Genomic DNA, 16,982 nt, shown 5'->3' with positions numbered 1-16,982 from the left:
CGATATCTTTATGCTTGATGGTTATTTGCTTGTGCCGATACATACTATATAAATTCTCGTCAATTTGTCATTGTAGCGGCAACGATAGGGCATTGTGACGAGGGAGTGCGAAAATGACAAATGCTTTACCTAGGATAGTCTCATCGCAGCATTTGGTGTCCGAGCGTAGTCCCGAATTGTCGGAGTTCGAATTCAGCCTGACTGTGGTCAACAACGCCTTCCATCGCTGGATGGTGAGGTGCATGGCCGCCGCGGGCGAGAAGGATATGACGCCGACCGAAGTGCTGCTGGTCCACCATGTCAATCACCGCGGGCGGCAGAAGAAACTGGCCGATATCTGCTTCGTGCTGAATATGGAAGATACCCATGTGGTGTCTTACGCCCTGAAAAAGCTGGTGAAGACGGGCTATGTCAAAAGCGAGAAGCGGGGCAAGGAGGTGCTGTTCGCCACGACCGAGCGGGGGAGGGAACTGTGCGAGCGTTATCGCCAAGTGCGCGAGCAATGCCTGATGGCTACGCTTAGCGATGGCGGCGTAGCCAATCCGGCTATCGGCGAACTGGCCCAGTTGATGCGCAGCCTGGCGGGGATTTACGAGCAGGCCGCGCGGGCGGGCGCGTCTTTTTGAAGCTTAAATGACTGCCCAGATGGCAATCAGGGCGACGAGAATCAGCACCCCGGTCAGGATCTGCGAGGTGCTTTTTTCTTTTTGCAGCGCCCGGCTCATGCTTTCATGGGCATTCTCCAGCCGCTCCATCTGCGCCTGCAGCTCCGCCCGGCTTTCATCCAGGCCGGATAGCGTCTTCAGCATGTCCTCGCCGCCGAATTCCTTGACCGAGTCCTTGTTCCAGACCCCAAGCAGCTTGCTGACCTTGTCCTTGAAATAGAGCCCGGTGCGTTGCGCCGGATCCTGCCATTCGAACTGGAAAGCCTGCCCGGCGTAGAAGGCATGTTTCTGCACTCTCTCGTCTTCGGTGGGCGGCTGGCCGATGGAGACCATGCCCGGGGAGATGGCGTATTCCGGGCAGACCCCCTTGGCCCAGTTGATCACATTGGCGAACAAATAGGTGTCCAGGCCGCTGCCTGTCATGCCGGGGCTGCACTGGATGCCGCCCTTGGGGCCGAAGGTGACGGTTTTGCTGGGCCTGTCCACTCTCACCCAGGCCAGGTTGTAGACTGCGTGGAAACGGCTGTCGTCGCCATCGAGCATGACCCAGTGCTGGCCTTCGGCCTTGGCGTAGCCGCGGAATTGCAGCCTGAAATAGTCCGATTGGCTGGTCATGGCCCGGCTGCGTTGCAGAATGCCGTAAACCGGCGTGCCGCCGGCCTGGATGGTCAGGATGGTTTCGCCCAGCATGATGGCCTGGTTGGCCAGCGAAGTCTCGGTCTCCGGCGGCGGCAGCGGCAGTTCTTCGGCGGGCGCCGGGTGGCCGTTGCCCTTGGTGTTATTGGTTGAAGCCATTGAGTGTGTTTGCTCTGGGTGTTGTCGATGGAGGCCAAGCTGACAGCATGAGATTCTATCCTACATTGTAGGGAAGACTTGATCCGCATGCCGGATAAGCGTTTTTTCGCAAGGAGGCGATCTTGATCGAATATCGGACAGCTTTGGCGCTGATGCTGATCGCCGCGCCGGCTTGGGCTGAGCGCTGTCCCCTCCCCTTGAGCGTGGGGTGGGAGGAGCGGCCGCCGTATCATTACTTGGGACGGGATGGCCGGCCCGCGGGCTACTCGGTGGAGCTGCTGAGCAAGGCGGCCGCGAATATGGGCTGCCGCCTGAGCTATCGCCGAATGCCCTGGTCGCGCACGTTGCAGGAGCTGCGGCTGGGCACGCTGGATGTCGCGATGCAGGCGCTGAGAACGAAGGAGCGGGAGGCGTACGCCTGTTTTGTGCCGGGCTACAGCATCTCGCTGGTGCGGCTGTGGGTCAGGCGCGATCATCAGGCGCAGTGGCCGGTGTCCAAGCTGGAGGACCTGGGCCGCGTGGGCTTGCTCCGGCTGGGCGTGATGCGCGGAGACAGCTATGGCGAGAGAGTGGACGGCTGGCTGAAAAAACCGCCGCCCTCGGTGCGCATCGATACTGGCGAGACCTTGGAAAGCGGACTGCGCAAGCTGCAACTCGGGAGGGTAGACCTGTTGCTGGCTACCATGGATACCGTGCCGAATGAGTTGGCCCGCTTGCCGCAGCAACCGGCGATCGTGGCGCTGCCGCCGGTATGGCGGGTGGGAGGCGCTTTTTATGTTTTCAGCAAGAGCAGCGTGTCGCCAGCGCTGTGCGGGGCTTTTTCCGCGCAATTGCTGCGGATGAAGCGGGATGGCACGGTGGACAAGCTCTACCGCAGCCATTTCTCCATGGCTTATCCCGATCCCTGAGCTTCAGCCGCGCAGCAGAGGCAAGGCGGCGAAGCGTCCGCCCAGCACATTGCGGCTGTCCTTGCCCCACCAGCTCTCCATCGCCGTGGCGTAAAGCTGGCGAAAATCGATCGCATGTTGCAGATTGCCCTCGCTGACGCCGGCCAATTGCGGCGTTTGGCCAAAGAGTCCGCCGTTGACGCGGCCGCCCAGCGCGAAATGGACATTGGCGGTGCCGTGATCGGTGCCGCGGTTGCCGTTCTCCCGCGGGCGGCGGCCGAATTCGGCATAACTCAGCACCAAGGTATCGTCCCAGCGGCCCAGCCGTGTCATCTCGCTCCTCAGCTGCGCCAAGCCATCCGCCAATTCCGCCAGCAGCCGCGCCTGCACCGGTTGCTGGTTGCCGTGGGTATCGAAGCCGGTGAGGGTGATGCGGGCCACCGCGATGTCCACGCCGCGGGCCAGGGTGTCGGTCAAGGTGCGCACCGCATTGCCGAAGCCGCCATTGGGCTTGGGCCCCGCTGTCGGCGCTTCGCTGGGCGCGGTGCGCGGCAAGGGCGCCAGGCTGGCGGCGGCCTGGCGGATGTCGCCTTCCACTTTCAGGATATGCTCCAGCGCCGAGCCTGCGTGGCCGGGCTGTTGGTCGGCCACCAGTTTGGCCTGGCGGGCGAAGTCCTGCGGATTGGACAGCACCACGGCGCGGGCGCCGCCGTCCAGCGGGCCCAGCACCTGGCTGGACAGCACCACGCCGTCGGCGGCGAAGTTCTTGGGCGTGGGCTGCTCGCGGAACAGCCGCGTCAGCCAGCCTTCGGTCAAAAATTGCTGGCTGGCCGAGGCGGTGTCCCAGATTTCGATGGAGCGGAAGTGCGACAGATTGGGGTCGGGATAGCCCACGCCCTGCAGCAGCGCCAGCTGTTTGTCTTGCCACAGCGGCATCAGCGGGGCGAGCGAGGGATGCAGGCCGATTTCGCCGTTGATCTGCAAAACCTGCTCGCGGGCGATGGCGATGCCGGGGCGAAGCCGGTAGTAGTCGGCGCTGGCGTAAGGCACCACGGTGTTGAGGCCGTCATTGCCGCCCTTCAGCTCCACCAGCACCAATAGCCGCTTGTAACCGGCCGGCGCCAGCGCCCAGGACAGATTGGGCAGTATGGACATCATCAATCCCGCGCCGGCGGCCTTCAGGAATTCGCGTCGTTTGAACATGGCAGGCTCCTCATTCCACCTGATAGGCCGGGTCCAGCAGCAACTGGGCGATGGCTTTGGCGCCGCTGGCATCCGGCGGCAGCGGGTTGGCCGGCGGCACGGCCAGCAGCAGCCGGGCGGCGTCGCCGGCGCGGCGGGCGTCGTAAATCGCCGCCCACTCATCCGGTTGCAGCTTCATCGACGCCACGCCTTTGGCAACAAAGCGGTTGATGCGCGCCTCGCGGCCGGCCATTTCGTTCATGCTGCCGTCCGCTTGGGCGAAGGCATCGCGCGCCGGCGCGGCATCATGCGCGATGCGATCCAGAAACTGCTTGCGGGTGAGCAGGGTGGCGCTGTTGATCCAGGCCTCGCCGCCGGGCCAGCCTTTGACATTGGGCGGGGCGAACACGTCCTGGCCCAGTTGGCGGTTCAGGCCGGCGATGACGCGCCAATCCGGCGGCGTCAGGTCGAAGGTCACCAGCGTGCCTATGGTCAGCTCCACCGGCGACTTCACCAATTGGCCCTGGCTGCGCCAGAACTGCGGGCTGAGCAGCAGCGCGCGCATCAGCGGCTTGAGCTGGTAGTGGTTATGGCGGAAGTCATTGGCCAGCTTGGCCGCCGCGGCCGGGTCCGGCGTCGGCGACACGAAGTTGCGCCACAGTTTATTGGTGATGAACACCGATGTTTGCGGCTGCTGCAGCAACAGTTCGATCACGTCGTCGCCATCGAAATTGCCGCGTTGGCCGAAAATCACTTTTTCGCCGCTGTCGCGCAGCCGCGGGCGGACGATGAATTGGTCGTCATGATCCAGGCCCCAGCCGGTGAAGGCGCGCGCCGCCTCGCGGATGTCCTGCTCGCTGTAATGGCCTTCGCCCAGCGTGAACAGCTCCATCACTTCGCGGGCGAAGTTCTCGTTCGGCTGTTCCTTGCGGTTATTGGCGGTGTCGAGATAGCGCATCATCGCCGGATCCCGCGCCACCGCGTGCAACAGCTGGCCAAAGTTGCCCAGCGCGTAATGGCGCAGCAGCAAATTCTGCTGATACATCATTTGCGGCGATCTCACCTTGTCCAGCGCCGACACGAAATGGTTGTGCCAGAACAGGGTCATTTTCTCGGTCAGCGGGGAAGGGGTGTCGCGCATCTCGGTCAGCCACCAGCTGCGCAGCTCTACTGCGTGCTGGTTGCGTTCCTGCTGCAGCGCTTTTTTCTGATCTTCGCTCAGGCCGGGCTGGCCGGGGCGTTCAAAGGGGTCATTGGCCCAGCCGGGCGGCGGCGTGACGGCCTGGGTGCGGACGCCGGCCAGAATCTTGTCCACCGCCGCCTCGCGGCTAAGCGGCGCTAAGGCGGCGATCTGCGCCGGATTGGCGCCGAAACCGGTGCGGAGCAGCAGATGGCGCGCGCCGTCGACGCCGATGTCGGCCAGCGCCGCCAGCGGCAGCGCGCACAGCACGGAAGCGAGGAATATTTTTTTGAGCATGGCGGAGAGTCCGGGTCCAAGCGTAGCCATGTCAGCTTAGCGGCCTATTTTTAGTTGGATGTGAAGGCGGGGCGGAAACTGTGAGGGAATGTTTATGGCATCAAGGCAAAGGCTTTTGGCCGCGAGTCGACTGGGATTTGAATGTCATCAAGGGGGTTGGCTTTGCTCGTGCTATTGCTTTTCTTTGATTGTGGCGCGGAGGGTTTGGGATATTTGACCGAAGACATATTTGACATATGCCCAATAGTGAGCCAGCTGAAACCCGGCGAAGATCAGGATGGCGTCGATCACGACTGCATCCAGTAAAAAACTAAAGAAAGCAAGCTCCGGGGACAATAGCATCAGAAAGAGCATGGCAGTTGCCAAGCCGATCAGCGCCTTTCTCCAGCGGAGCTGCATAAAGGAGAAGCGGATTCGTTGAATCGCGGAAATGAATTTCTCAGTCATTCGATCATCGCATTTTCACGGATATGGCGTTTGGGGCAGGTGTCGGCATGCGTTTTATCCATTCGATAAGTGGAAGGCATGAAGCCTGGCTGCGAATTAATGCTTTCAGCATTTATCTTGAGCCGGCGCCAGACATCTTCAAGTGCTGGGTCCAGGAAATTTTGGAGCTGAACGAGTGGCTACGCTGTTCACGCTGCCTGAGATGGGTGCCGGAAAGACATCAGGTCGGCTATACTGGCGGACTGTCGCCGGGGGTGCCCGCCATGCGGGCTGAGAGACACCCTGAGAACCTGATCTGGGTCATGCCAGCGGAGGGAGCGTGATGCGCGGGAATGCGTCCCGCCTGGCCCGCTTGCTCCGTCGTTTTCGCACGGAGAATTCCATGAAGTTGCAATCCAAGCTTGTTGTCCTCGCCCTGAGCCTGGCGGGCTTGTCCGCCCAGGCCGCCGAACTGCGCGTATTGGCGCATAGCTCCTTCAGCCTTGATAAGCAGCAGTTGGCCGCTTTCGAAAAGCAGACCGGCGCCAAGGTATCCATCATCAAGGCCGGCGACGCCGGCGAGATGGTCAACAAGCTGATTCTGACCAAGTCCAATCCCATCGCCGACGTGGTGTTCGGCATCGACAACAGTCTGATCGGCAAGGCCGAGCAGGCCGGCGCGCTGGCGCCTTTGCCGGCGGAACTGGCCAAGCGCGGCAAGGTGAGCCTGCCCGGCGCGGCCGCCATCGACTATGGCTATGTGGCCTTGAACTACGACAAGGCCTGGTTCGCCAAGAACAAGCTGCCGCTGCCCAAAACCTTGAGCGACTTGACGCAGCCGGCCTACAAGAATCTGCTGGTGGTGGAAAATCCGGCCACCTCCAGCCCGGGCCTGGCTTTCCTGGCTTCCACTATCCACGCTTTCGGCGAAGACAAGGCTTTCGCGCTGTGGGGCAAGCTGCGCGACAACGGCCTGAAAGTGAGCAAGGGCTGGACCGAAGCCTATTACACCGACTTCTCCAAGAATGGCGGCAGCCGTCCCATCGTGCTGAGCTATGCCACCAGCCCGGCGGCGGAAGTGTTCTACAGCAAGGAAAAGCTGGCCGACGCGCCGACCGGCAATCTGTTCCTGCAAGGCGGCGTGTTCCGCCAGGTGGAAGGCGCGGCACTGGTCAAGGGCGGCAAGGAGGCCAAGGTGGCGCAGCAGTTCATCGCCTTCCTGCGCTCGGACGCGGTGCAAAAGGACATCCCCACCCGGATGTGGATGTACCCGGCGCTGGACAATATCGCGCTGGACCCGGTGTACAAGCATGCCGAACAGCCGGCGGCGCACGACACGCCTGACAGCGCCGTCCTGGCCGCCAAGCAGCGCGGCTGGGTCAGCCGCTGGACGCGAGTGGTGCTGAAGTCGGGCAACTGATGCCGCGATGGCATGCTTCGGTCGATTTCTGTCATGATCGAAGCATGTTTATCTAAAGAGCGCCGCGATGATTGACGATATTGTTTCCCCTAGGCTGATGCTGCGCCATCTGGACGCCGCCGGCTTGCAAGCCTGTTTGCGCGGCGATGCCGGCGCGGCGGCGCGAACCCTGGGTTTTCCGCCGGATGCCGATTGGCTGCGGGAGCGGGAACTGATGGCGATGCGGCTGCAGGACATGGCGGACGATCCGGCTTACGCGCCATGGTCGGTGCGCGCCATGCTGCGTCGCGACGATCTGGCCATGGTCGGGCATATCAATTTCCACACGCGGCCCGGCCATCCTTATCTCAACGGCTATGGCGATGTCGAGCTGGGCTACGCCGTTTATCCCGCTTTCCGCCGCCGGGGCTATGCCCGCGAGGCGCTATTGGCGATGGCGGGCTGGGCGGCGGCGCAGGGCGGCGTCAAGCGGCTGGTGTTGTCCATCGAGCCGGGCAATCTGCCCTCGCAGGCGCTGGCGGCGCAGCTGGGTTTCTCCAAAGTGGGCCAGGTGCGCGACGAAGACGGTTGCGAGGATGTGTTGACGGCCGATTGGCCGTTGTCTGGAGTATGTGTTTGAAGCAGTTTGCCGCATCCAGGCTGGCGCTCGCCGGCCTGCCTTTGTCATTTCTACTGCTGTTGGCGATTGCGCCCTTGTGCCGGCTGCTGGCCGAGGGCGGCATGCAGTTCCACCTGGATTTGCTGAGCGATCCTTATCTGCGCGGCCGGCTGTGGTGGTCGCTGGGCCAGGCCGCGGCGACTTGCCTGGCCTGCGTATTGGTCGGCGTGCCCTTGGCCTGGCTGTTGGCGCGCTACCGCTTTTACGGCCGCGCCGTGGTTTTACGGCTGTTGATGTTGCCCTTCGTCATGCCCACCCTGGTGGCGGCGATGGGCGTGCTGGCCTTGTTCGGCCCGCACGGCCTGTTCGGCGTCAATCTGCAGGACACGCCCTGGCTGCTGTTGTACGGCAATCTGTTTTTCAATCTGCCGCTGGTGGTGCGCGCCGCTTGCGACGGCTTTGCCCAAGTGCCGGCCAGCCGTCTGGCCGCTGCCCGCACCCTGGGCGCGTCGCCGTGGCGGGCGTTTTGGCGGGTGGAGTGGCCGGCGGCGCTGCCCTGGCTGCTGTCCAGCCTGTGCCTGGTGTTTCTGTATTGTTTTTCCGGTTTTGGCCTGGCGCTGATCCTGGGGGGCCAGCGCTATGCCACGCTGGAGGTGGAAATCTATTCGCTGGTGGCTTACGAATTGAATCTGGCCGACGCCGGCGCGCTGGCCTTGCTGGTGTTGCTGGTGTGCGGCGCGGCGGCGGCGGCCTATGCCTGGCTGGCGCGTCGGCTGGCGACGGCGGCGAAGGCGGAGCCCTTGCCGCTCAGGCCGGCGTCGAATCCGCTGGAGCGGCTGGCGCTGACCTTGGCGATGGCGGTCTTGCTGCTGTTCGGCGGCTTGCCTTTGCTGGCCGTGTGCTGGCGCGGCCTGGGCGCCGCATCGTCCTGGCTGGCTTTGTGGGATGAGGATGTCCGGCTGGCCTTGTGGAACAGCGCCCGCTTCACCGCTTTGACGGTGTTGCTGGCCGGCGGCCTGGGTTTGTTGCACGCTTTCGCCAGCGGCCGCAGCCTGGCCATGCGCGCCGCCATGTTTCTGCCTTTCATCATCTCGCCGGTTTGCGCGGCGTTCGGTTTGCTGCTGCTGTATCCGCAATGGAGCGCCGCCTCGGGCTTGCTATTGGGCGCTTACGCCTTGCTGGCTTATCCCTTTGTGGCTAAAGCGGTGTTGGCGGCGCTGGACGGGCAGCCGGCGCACTGGGCCGCCGCGGCGCGCAGCCTGGGCGCGAGCCCCTGGCGGACTTTCCTGCGCGTGCAATGGCCGCTGCTGCAGCCGGCTTTGCGGCGCGGCCTGGCTTTCGCCGCCGCCACCGCGGTGGGGGAGTTCGCCGTCACGCTGTTTTTGTCGCGGCCGGAATGGCTGACGCTGACCACGCTGATCTATCAGCGGCTGGGGCGGCCGGGGCAGGCCAACGCCGACGCGGCGATGCAGCTTTCCTGCCTGTTGATGCTGCTGGCCTTGCTGGCATTCTGGATCATTGAAACCGCCGGCGGCGCCGGCGCGAAGGAGGGCGACCGTGCTGACGCTGCGCAATCTGAATAAACGCTTCGGCTCGCGCGTGGTGGCCGACGATGTCTCGCTCGCCATGGCTGAGGGCGAAACGCTGGCCTTGCTGGGGCCTTCCGGCTGCGGCAAGAGCACGCTGTTGAAAATGATAGCCGGCCTGGTGGCGCCGGACAGCGGCGAGCTGCGCTTTGACGGCGCGGATGTGTCGCGGCTGCCGCCGGAGCGGCGCGGCTTCGCGCTGATGTTCCAGGATTTCGCGCTGTTTCCGCATCTGGACGCGCTGGGCAATGTGATGTTCGGCCTGATCGAGCAGGGCGCGAACCGGCGCGAGACCGCCGCCCGGGCGCAGGCCATGTTGCATAGGGTGGGCCTGGCCGAGCACGGCAAGCGCAAGGTGTGGACGCTGTCCGGCGGCGAGCAGCAGCGCGTGGCGCTGGCGCGGGCGCTGGCGACGCAGCCGCGGCTGTTGTTGCTGGACGAGCCGTTCTCCAGCCTGGACGCGGACTTGCGCCGCCAATTGCAAGGGGAATTCCGCGGCTTGCTGCGCGAGGCCGGCATGCCGGCCATCATCGTCACCCATGATAGAGACGAGGCTTTCGCGCTGGCCGACCGGGTGGCGGTGTTGAAAGCGGGACGCCTGCTGCAATGCGCGGCGCCGCAAGCGCTGCTGGCGCAGCCGGCCGATGCGTGGCTGGCGCGCTTCATCGGCTACGACAATGTCGGCGAGCAGGCGGCGATTCCGCCGGCCGCCATCCTGCTGGGGGACGATCAGCCTGCCGCGACGATTGTCGAATTGAGCGCGTTGGCGGAGGGTGTGAAAGTCAAAGCGGCGACGGCTTGGGGCGAACTGGTTCTGACCTTGTCAGCCAGAGAGGCCGCGCGCTTGGGCGGGGCGCTGTTCATAGGCGGAAAAATCGGCATGGGAGTGGATGAATCGGCGCTATTGCGTTTCCGCTGATTCGGGCGGGTTCCGATCCGGCGCAGGTCAAATCATTTGGCCTGCGTCGCCTGCCATATTTTGGCCAGCAGTTGCAGCAGCTGGCTTTTTTCTTGCGCGCTCAGCGCGTCGGTGAGCGCCGAACATGCGCGCCAGAAGCCTGGCAGCGCGTGCTCCAGCAAGGTTCGGGCGTGGTCTGTCAGCTTCAACTGCAAGCTGCGGCGGTCGGTGGGGTGGGGAACTCTGGCGATCAGGGCGCGTTTCTCCAGCCAGTCCAGCAAGCCGGTGGCGGAGGCGCGGGTGATGCTGCAGTAGTTGGCGATGCTGGAGGGCGTGGGCGGATCCTCGCCAAAGCAGCCCTTTTCCTGCAGCAGGAACAGCATGAGCACTTGCAGCTTGTTCTCCGACAAGCCGTGCTCATCCAGCCTGTCATTGACCAGTTTGAGCGCGTCGTCGCCCAGCCATAGCAACAGCAATCCCGCCGTCGCGCCATCGGCCGCCTCGCCCGCAGACATGGTTTCCCGCATCAGTTGCAGATGGGGCATTGGCAGCGGGGAGTCGTCTTCATTGTCGGCAATGGGCATGATGGATCGCACAGTCTGGGAGCTGCTTGGATGCTAGTGGAAAAGCAACAAATCGTCGATATATTGATATGGTTAGGTTAACTAACTATAAGCTAAGCGTATTATTTTCTCTGCGCCATTCAACAAGGAGCAGTCATGAAAATTTCAGTACAAGCGCTTCATCATGTGGGATTTGCCGTTCCGCCGGGAAAAGTGGAAGCCATGCGGGATTTTTATCAACAGGTCATGGGCCTGGAGACCGATGCCTCGCGTTGGGACATCCCCGGGGTGCCGGGATGTTTTCTTGATCTGCCGGATGCGCGGCAGCTGCATGTGCTGGGCAATGCGGGTGAGTCGCGTTATGCCCAGGGGCCGGGACGGGATCCGGTGGCCAATCATGTCGCCTTGACCGTGGACAGCCTGGCCCAGGCCGCAGAGGCGCTAAACAGTCTGGGTGTGGAGTTTTTCAGCCAGCGCAATGTGGCGGCGGACCGGTTGACGCAGCTTTTCCTGCGCGACCCCGCAGGCAATCTGCTGGAGCTGCGGCAGGCCGGCCATGCAGAAGTTTGATTGAGCTGGGGTGAGCGGCGCGGTCACAGCGTGCGGCGCAGTTCGCTGGGCGTCAGTCCGTAGCGTTGGCGAAAGCGGGCGCTGAAGCGCGAAGCGGAGGCATAGCCGCTGCTGACTGCGATGTCGGCGATGGCTCGCTCGCCGTTTTGCACTTGCTGCAGGGCCAGCCCCATGCGCAGGCTTTCCAGTATGCCGCGAAAACTGCTGCCTTCTTCGGCCAGATGGCGGCGCAAGGTCGACGCGCCTTGATTGAGCCGGCGCGCCGCCATGTCCACGCTCCAGCTGGCGGCGGGATCGAGCAGCAGCAAATGCCGCACCCGCTCGGTGATGCCGCCGGCGGCGGGGCGCAGCAGCGGTTCGATCTGCCCCGCCAACGCGAGGGCCAGCAGCACGCCGCAAGCATGATGAGCCGACATTTCCGGCGGGTCATTCGCGCGCAGGCTGTCCAGCAGGGCATTCCAGGCAGATTCGACGCGCGGCTCCAGCCGCGGGCAGAGCTCGAAGCCCGGCCTCTGTTGGAGCAGCAGCGGCCCGTGCCGCAGGCGGAAGTCGTTCAACAGGCCTGGCGGCAGGCTGACGATGTCGGCGAGATAGCCGTCCGGTCCGGGAAGATTGGCGATGTCCGCCTCGATGCCGGCCGGCAGCAGCACCAGCCGCTCCGGCCCCGCCGACATTTCCCGCTCGCCCAGCCAGATGCGTTTGACGCCCAGGCGGACGCGGCAAAGCGCCGGCGCGAACACGGGCACCCGCTTGATGTTTTGCGGCAGGCGGGCGCGGATTTCTCCGGCCTCTATGCGGCTGATGCGGTGGCTGGGGGCGGACATCAAGCGCTTAACGGCCGTAAGTGGCGGTGAGGGTGGCTTTGGCCAGCGCATTGGCGTTGAGCATATAGCCCACCAACGCGCCGCTGGCGTTGGCGTCCACCGGCAGCCTGTCCGTTTTCAGCGCCCAGACGGTGAATTGATAGCGGTGCGGTTTGTCGCCGACCGGCGGGCATGCGCCGCCGAAGCGCGACTCGCCGAAATCGGTGCGGCCCTGCACGGCGCCGGCGGGCAATTTGCCGCCGATGCTGCCTGCGCCTTCCGGCAAAGAATGGACGTTAGCTGGCAGATTGACCACGGTCCAATGCCACCAGCCGCTGCCGGTCGGCGCGTCCGGGTCGTAGGCGGTGATGGCGAAACTCTTGGCGCCGGCCGGCGCGCCGCTCCAGGACAGCTGTGGCGAGACATTGCCGCCTTCGCAGCCGAAGCCGCGATAGACCTGCTTCAGGCTCAAGCTTTGGCCTTCGGCGATATTGGCGCTGACGAGCTTGAACTCATCGGCCTGGGCGGCCAGCGGCAGGGTGAACAGGCTGGCGATCAGCAGAGTAACGCGCATTTCGATTCTCCTTTGTTTGCGGGTAGGGAAAGCATGCGCGAAACCGGCTGAGCTTGCTATGCCGAAACGCTCGCGCCTTGCGCCGCGACGCTCGCGCGGCATGCCGATGGAGACTGTAGCAGCTGGCGCGGCCGGCGGACACTGGCCTAGGCGGGCGCGCGCTCGCGCGATGCGGCTGCGCCGAATTGTCTGAGATCGTCGCCGGCCAGGCGGTAGCGTATCCACTCGGCCTGCGGCTTGGCGCCTATCGACTGGTAAAAATCGATCGCCGGCTGATTCCAGTCCAGCACGCTCCATTCGAAGCGGCCGCAGTCTTTCTCGCAGGCCAGTTGCGCCAGATATTGCAGCAGGGCCTTGCCGGCGCCCGCGCCGCGTTGTTCCGGCGTGACGTACAGGTCTTCCAGGTATAAGCCGTTTTTGCCCAGCCAAGTGGAATAGCTGAAAAAGTAGACGGCGAAGCCGGACAGTTCGCCGTCGACGCGGCACATCAGGGCCTGGGCCTTGGCTTCGGGGCCGAACAGGGTGGCTTCGATGTCGGCGACGCTGGCCGTCACCTCATGCTCGGCGCGCTCGTAGATGGCCAGCTCGGTGATGAAGCGATGGATGTCGGCCGCGTCCTGCGGTTGGGCTGCGGTGATGGCGATGTCGGCCATGAGGGGCTCCGTAAACGATTGATGGCCTCATCTTAATGCGGATTGGTAGAATGAATACAGTGCATTATTTTCAGCATGAAATGAACAATATTCACGATAGTCTGCGCGGCCTGGATCTCAATCTGCTAAGGGTGTTCGATGCCTTGTACCGCCGCCGTTCGGTGCAGTCCGCCGCCGATGCGCTGGCCATCAGCCCTTCGGCATGCAGCCATGCGCTGTCGCGGCTGCGGGACGCCGTTGGGGATGAGCTGTTCCTGCGCACCGGACGGGAAATGCGGCCGACCGAGCGTGCGCGGCGCTTGTCGGCCGTGGTGGAGCAGGCGCTGTCGCTCTTGGCTGACGGTTTGCGGCAGGGCTTGGACTTCGATCCCGGCAGCAGCGACAGGCTGTTTACGCTGGCCGCAACCGATTACACCGCCCTCGCGGTGCTGCCCGCTTTATGGGAGAGCCTGGGCCGGGTAGCGCCGCGCTTGCGTTTCCGGGTGCTGCAGACTGGCCAGAAAGTGCCGCTGGAGGAGTTGCTGGCGGGCAGCATAGACTTCGCGCTGGGTTATTCAGAGCAGGGCGGCTCCACGCCGGAGGGCGTGGACGAATTCGACTGGCTGGAAGATGAATATGTGGCGGCGGCGTCTGCGCATCATCCGCGCATAGGTGAAACGCTGCCGCTGGATGCGTATTTGGCCGAGCGCCACGCGGTGGTGACGCCGTGGAACGAGCCGCGCGGGGTGGTGGATCATGTGTTGGAGCAATTGGGGCTGGCGCGCGATGTGGCACTGCAGCTGCCATCGGTGCTGGCCGCGCCTTTCATCATCGGCCGCAGCGAGCTGATCATGACGCTGCCGGGCCGCGCGGCTCGCATATTGGCCGAGGCCGCGGGCATCCGGCTACTGCCGCCGCCATTCGCGATCCCGCCCTATCAATTGAAAATCTATAGCCACCAGCGCCATGCCGGCGACGCCGCGCATCAGTGGGTGAAGCGGCAGCTGCTGGCTTGCCGTTAGAACTCCTGTGCATCTAGATATGAGTTCCAGCCCATCCATGACAGCTTTAGATGAAGGCGGGAATAGTCCTGCGATGATGCTCCATTTCATTGGGCGATCATTCTAAGTTTTCATCTCTTCGACAGCGCCGAGCTATTGGCGGCTTACCTGGGCTTGGTGCTGATGGAGCGGTAGTCGGGCAGCTTCTTGCAGGGATGCGCCCATTCGTCCAACGCGGGTCCATCACAGATCCGCGTCTTGTTATTCATGCCTGCCCTAGTTGCCAATCTCCATAACCCGCCCATCAAAGCGCAATACGAGCGCTTGTTGGCGCGAGGCAAGTCGAAAATGGCTGCTGTGGGCGCCGCCAAGCGCGAGCTGATGCACTTGTGCTTTGGCGTGTTGAAAGCACGGCTGTCATATCGAGTGGATTACGCAAAAAGCGCTTGACCGCTAAGACGGTATCTACGGCCCTGTAGGGTCCGCAGGGCGCTAGGGAGAATGTCAAAATCACATCGGCGCCATGTAATTCGAGTGCGTAGACCTGGACTTGTACCTATAAATTGTCGAGCAAGCATAGTAATTAAATATAAACTTAATAAAAATATGAATTTGTCATTTTTTTTTGTTGAAAATATAATTAAGCTCCACCAATGCCAAGGAGAATTGAATGTTGACGGAATTGAACGAAATAGAAATGTCGCAAGTTATCTGAGTGGCCACCGCAATAGCTTTTCGACAGGGCATGCTTGAAAGTTCACCAGGAGATGACAATAACAGTGGAGGCCCTGGAGACGCTGTTGCTGGCATGTTCTTTGATTTTTGGTCTGACGTTGCAAAAGATGCGGCTAACTCTGCAGGGAAATGGCTGGATAGCCGAAGAAACTACCCCGCCAGCAGTTGCGCCAATGGCGGTTATTGCGGCGGCGCCAAATAATAATTTAGCCTAGCTGATTCGGCTATCTTGCAGCCAACGTGGTTTTTGATGACTATTTTTCCAAGCAGGTGCGAATCTTATGCTCAGTCGAACACAGTCTTTCTTGCACCAAACTAGCACCCGTCATCGCCAGCTCTCGCCTGTATTCTTTTGTTCCACGTTGGCTACCATAAACTTTCTGCTAATAACCAGTCTAAGTCAAACCTTGAGAGTCACTCTTGGCCCTTTTTCATCCAGCCGTCCCGGCGCTATAGCAGCTTGGCAAGCATCCTGGTGGGCAAAAGCGTTGCAGGCGGTTATTTTTGCGCCGCTGCTCGAAACATTCATCTTCCAGGTTTTAGTCATCGAACTTGCTCGACGCTGCCGATTCAGCGTGCCCAGTCAGTACTTACTGGGTATCCTCGTGATGTTTCTACCCCATGCTTGGCGTTATTTTCCCTACGGCATTGTCTCCGGCATATTCATGGGTTTCTCTCTGACTTATTGCTATCTACATTGGCGTGAGCGCTCATGCCCCTACGCTTTCTGGACCACGGCTGCCACCCATTCGCTATACAACGCGCTGGTAGCCGTGCTATTGACGGCCTACCTAAGCTACAAGCCATGATCAAAGCCTCGTTTGGCCAGCCTTGACAACTGAGCATGAGTGCCGGTTTTATTGTTGCTTATGCATTTGGCTTTGTGTGTTGGCGGCAGTTTTATTTATGTGGCTGTATGCAAGAAAGAAACCAGCACTAAGACAGTGCCATCTTGGATTGGGCGCTTTGATTGCCAGTCATGCGGCGGGGCATGAAAAAAGCCGGGCAAGCCGGCTTGGATGGGAAAGTGGGAGACCTCAGCCTGCCAGCCAGTTGCCTGGATGGGCCTCCAGCCAGTTCTTGATGTTTTTGGCGTCGTTGACGCGCGCCGAGCTGGCGCGGGCGTCCAGCAGCACGATGATCAGCGGCTGCGAGCCGACGATGGCTTGCAGCACCATGCAGCGGCCGGCTTCCTGGATGTAGCCGGTTTTCTGCACCGCGATGTCCCAATCGCCTTCGCGCACCAGCGCATTGCTGTTCTTGTAATGCAGCACGCGGTTGCGGGTGGACAAGATCTCGTGGTTTTCGGTGGTGGTGAACTCGCGGATCAGCGGATATTTCTGCGCCGCCTGCACCATCTTGGCCAGATCGGCCGCAGTGGAGGTGTTGCGCACGTCCAGGCCGGTGGGGTCGCGGAAGATGGTTTCCGTCATGCCCAGGCTCTGCGCCTTGCGGTTCATCCGTTCGACGAAAGCCGCGGTGCCGCCGGGATAGGCCGTGCGCGCCAGCGTGGCGGCGGCGCGGTTTTCCGACGACATCAGCGCCAGCAGCAGCATTTCCTTGCGGGTGAGGGTGGTGCCGACGGCCAGGCGGGAGGTGGTGTGTTTGACGCGGTCGATTTCGGCGTTGGAGACGGTTACCCGCTCGTCCAGCGCCGCGCCGGAATCCAGCAGCACCATCGCCGTCATCAGCTTGCTGATGGAGGCGATGGGCATCCGCATATGGGTGTTTTTCTCATACAGCGTTTCGCCGCTGTTGCCGTTGATGACCAGCACAGAATGCGAATTAAGCCGCGGCGCGGCGTAGCCAGCCATTTCGCTGGCTACCAGCACGCCTTGCGGCGGAGCCGCCATTACCGGCATGGCCAGGGCCGCCGATACCAGCAGGCTTGCGATTTTCTTGATCATGCGTCACTCCGTGTGCGCGTGTTTTTGTGGAGATTTAGACGGCATGATGTCGGCATTTGCCGCCAACTTCGTTGAAGGTGGCAGCATCGTTGCCAATGGCCGCTCATGCAGTCCTGATTGCATTTTAAACAATCTTACCGGTCTGTGTAGAACAAAAACCTCGCATTTTCCGTTGAGAAAAGCGCATTTTCGCCAGGTTTTCCATGGACTCGAACAAAGGGGTGAGATTGGCGGCGGACAGGCGTAAAATCAGCGGTTTCGCC

Annotated in this window: 19 protein-coding genes and 1 riboswitch; of the genes, 10 read left to right on the top strand and 9 right to left on the bottom strand. The window is 62.3% G+C overall.

The genetic code is table 11. The features are described from left to right. Positions 1–155: 155 nt before the first annotated feature. Positions 156–626 (top strand): winged helix DNA-binding protein, encoded by a 471-nt coding sequence (locus NKT35_RS23045; protein ID WP_254297611.1) that lies wholly within the window; start codon positions 156–158, stop codon positions 624–626. Between the two features lie 3 nt (positions 627–629). On the opposite strand, the gene NKT35_RS23040 is transcribed toward NKT35_RS23045, so the two are convergent. Next, the gene (locus NKT35_RS23040; protein WP_254297610.1) at positions 630–1,460 is read right to left on the bottom strand and encodes a hypothetical protein; all 831 of its coding nucleotides are present in this window, start codon (positions 1,458–1,460) and stop codon (positions 630–632) included. Between the two features lie 122 nt (positions 1,461–1,582). On the opposite strand from NKT35_RS23040, the gene NKT35_RS23035 reads away from it, so the two are divergent. Next, entirely contained in the window at positions 1,583–2,368 is a 786-nt protein-coding gene (locus tag NKT35_RS23035) for a substrate-binding periplasmic protein (RefSeq protein ID WP_254297609.1), read from the top strand. 3 nt (positions 2,369–2,371) lie between these two features. On the opposite strand, the gene NKT35_RS23030 is transcribed toward NKT35_RS23035, so the two are convergent. The 3 genes from NKT35_RS23030 to NKT35_RS23020 form a co-directional block, all read right to left on the bottom strand. Next, on the bottom strand, positions 2,372–3,550 hold the full coding sequence (locus NKT35_RS23030; RefSeq protein WP_254297608.1) for a DUF1501 domain-containing protein: 1,179 nt from the start codon (positions 3,548–3,550) through the stop codon (positions 2,372–2,374). 10 nt (positions 3,551–3,560) lie between these two features. Next, positions 3,561–5,006 (bottom strand): DUF1800 domain-containing protein, encoded by a 1,446-nt coding sequence (locus NKT35_RS23025; RefSeq protein ID WP_254297607.1) that lies wholly within the window; start codon positions 5,004–5,006, stop codon positions 3,561–3,563. Positions 5,007–5,177: 171 nt separating this feature from the next. Next, on the bottom strand, positions 5,178–5,453 hold the full coding sequence (locus NKT35_RS23020; RefSeq protein ID WP_254297606.1) for a hypothetical protein: 276 nt from the start codon (positions 5,451–5,453) through the stop codon (positions 5,178–5,180). A 240-nt stretch (positions 5,454–5,693) separates the two neighbouring features. Next, positions 5,694–5,788, top strand: a riboswitch (TPP riboswitch). Positions 5,789–5,835: 47 nt separating this feature from the next. Between NKT35_RS23020 and NKT35_RS23015 the strand changes: the two genes are divergently transcribed. From NKT35_RS23015 to NKT35_RS23000, 4 genes are all read left to right on the top strand, one after another. Next, a complete protein-coding gene (locus NKT35_RS23015) occupies positions 5,836–6,852 on the top strand; it encodes a thiamine ABC transporter substrate-binding protein (RefSeq protein WP_254297605.1) in 1,017 nt (338 codons plus the stop codon). A 67-nt stretch (positions 6,853–6,919) separates the two neighbouring features. Beyond that, a complete protein-coding gene (locus tag NKT35_RS23010) occupies positions 6,920–7,471 on the top strand; it encodes a GNAT family N-acetyltransferase (protein ID WP_254297604.1) in 552 nt (183 codons plus the stop codon). Further along, positions 7,462–9,033, top strand: a complete 1,572-nt coding sequence (locus tag NKT35_RS23005; RefSeq protein ID WP_254297603.1) for an ABC transporter permease — start codon at positions 7,462–7,464, stop codon at positions 9,031–9,033. Before NKT35_RS23010 ends, NKT35_RS23005 begins: the two co-directional genes overlap by 10 nt. After that, positions 9,008–9,955: an ABC transporter ATP-binding protein gene (locus NKT35_RS23000; RefSeq protein ID WP_254297602.1), complete on the top strand. Its 948-nt coding sequence runs from the start codon at positions 9,008–9,010 to the stop codon at positions 9,953–9,955. The genes NKT35_RS23005 and NKT35_RS23000 overlap by 26 nt, the downstream gene beginning before the upstream one ends. A gap of 32 nt (positions 9,956–9,987) precedes the next feature. Here the strand turns inward: NKT35_RS23000 and NKT35_RS22995 are convergent, their stop codons facing one another. Next, positions 9,988–10,518: a MarR family winged helix-turn-helix transcriptional regulator gene (locus NKT35_RS22995; protein WP_254297601.1), complete on the bottom strand. Its 531-nt coding sequence runs from the start codon at positions 10,516–10,518 to the stop codon at positions 9,988–9,990. Between the two features lie 135 nt (positions 10,519–10,653). Here NKT35_RS22995 and NKT35_RS22990 point away from each other — a divergent pair, with 135 nt between their 5' ends. Continuing rightward, entirely contained in the window at positions 10,654–11,067 is a 414-nt protein-coding gene (locus tag NKT35_RS22990) for a VOC family protein (RefSeq protein WP_254297600.1), read from the top strand. A gap of 23 nt (positions 11,068–11,090) precedes the next feature. Here NKT35_RS22990 and NKT35_RS22985 read toward each other — a convergent pair whose 3' ends face one another. The 3 genes from NKT35_RS22985 to NKT35_RS22975 form a co-directional block, all read right to left on the bottom strand. Next, positions 11,091–11,891: a helix-turn-helix transcriptional regulator gene (locus NKT35_RS22985; RefSeq protein ID WP_254297599.1), complete on the bottom strand. Its 801-nt coding sequence runs from the start codon at positions 11,889–11,891 to the stop codon at positions 11,091–11,093. Positions 11,892–11,898: 7 nt separating this feature from the next. Beyond that, a complete protein-coding gene (locus tag NKT35_RS22980) occupies positions 11,899–12,444 on the bottom strand; it encodes a kinase inhibitor (protein ID WP_254297598.1) in 546 nt (181 codons plus the stop codon). Positions 12,445–12,590: 146 nt separating this feature from the next. Next, positions 12,591–13,097, bottom strand: a complete 507-nt coding sequence (locus tag NKT35_RS22975) for a GNAT family N-acetyltransferase (protein WP_254297597.1) — start codon at positions 13,095–13,097, stop codon at positions 12,591–12,593. 50 nt (positions 13,098–13,147) lie between these two features. Between NKT35_RS22975 and NKT35_RS22970 the strand changes: the two genes are divergently transcribed. Both NKT35_RS22970 and NKT35_RS22965 read left to right on the top strand, forming a co-directional pair. Next, positions 13,148–14,098 (top strand): LysR family transcriptional regulator, encoded by a 951-nt coding sequence (locus NKT35_RS22970; protein ID WP_254297596.1) that lies wholly within the window; start codon positions 13,148–13,150, stop codon positions 14,096–14,098. A 1,121-nt stretch (positions 14,099–15,219) separates the two neighbouring features. Beyond that, the gene (locus tag NKT35_RS22965; RefSeq protein ID WP_254297595.1) at positions 15,220–15,621 is read left to right on the top strand and encodes a CPBP family glutamic-type intramembrane protease; all 402 of its coding nucleotides are present in this window, start codon (positions 15,220–15,222) and stop codon (positions 15,619–15,621) included. 228 nt (positions 15,622–15,849) lie between these two features. Here the strand turns inward: NKT35_RS22965 and NKT35_RS22960 are convergent, their stop codons facing one another. Further along, on the bottom strand, positions 15,850–16,719 hold the full coding sequence (locus NKT35_RS22960) for a serine hydrolase (protein ID WP_254297594.1): 870 nt from the start codon (positions 16,717–16,719) through the stop codon (positions 15,850–15,852). Positions 16,720–16,762: 43 nt separating this feature from the next. On the opposite strand from NKT35_RS22960, the gene NKT35_RS22955 reads away from it, so the two are divergent. Beyond that, entirely contained in the window at positions 16,763–16,966 is a 204-nt protein-coding gene (locus tag NKT35_RS22955) for a hypothetical protein (RefSeq protein ID WP_254297593.1), read from the top strand. Positions 16,967–16,982: the final 16 nt, after the last annotated feature.

The organism is Chromobacterium sp. IIBBL 290-4 (assembly GCF_024207115.1).
In the GTDB taxonomy this organism is placed as follows: domain Bacteria; phylum Pseudomonadota; class Gammaproteobacteria; order Burkholderiales; family Chromobacteriaceae; genus Chromobacterium.
Note: the sequence above shows the minus strand (reverse complement) of the source record. Positions and strands in the feature narration are given on the sequence as shown.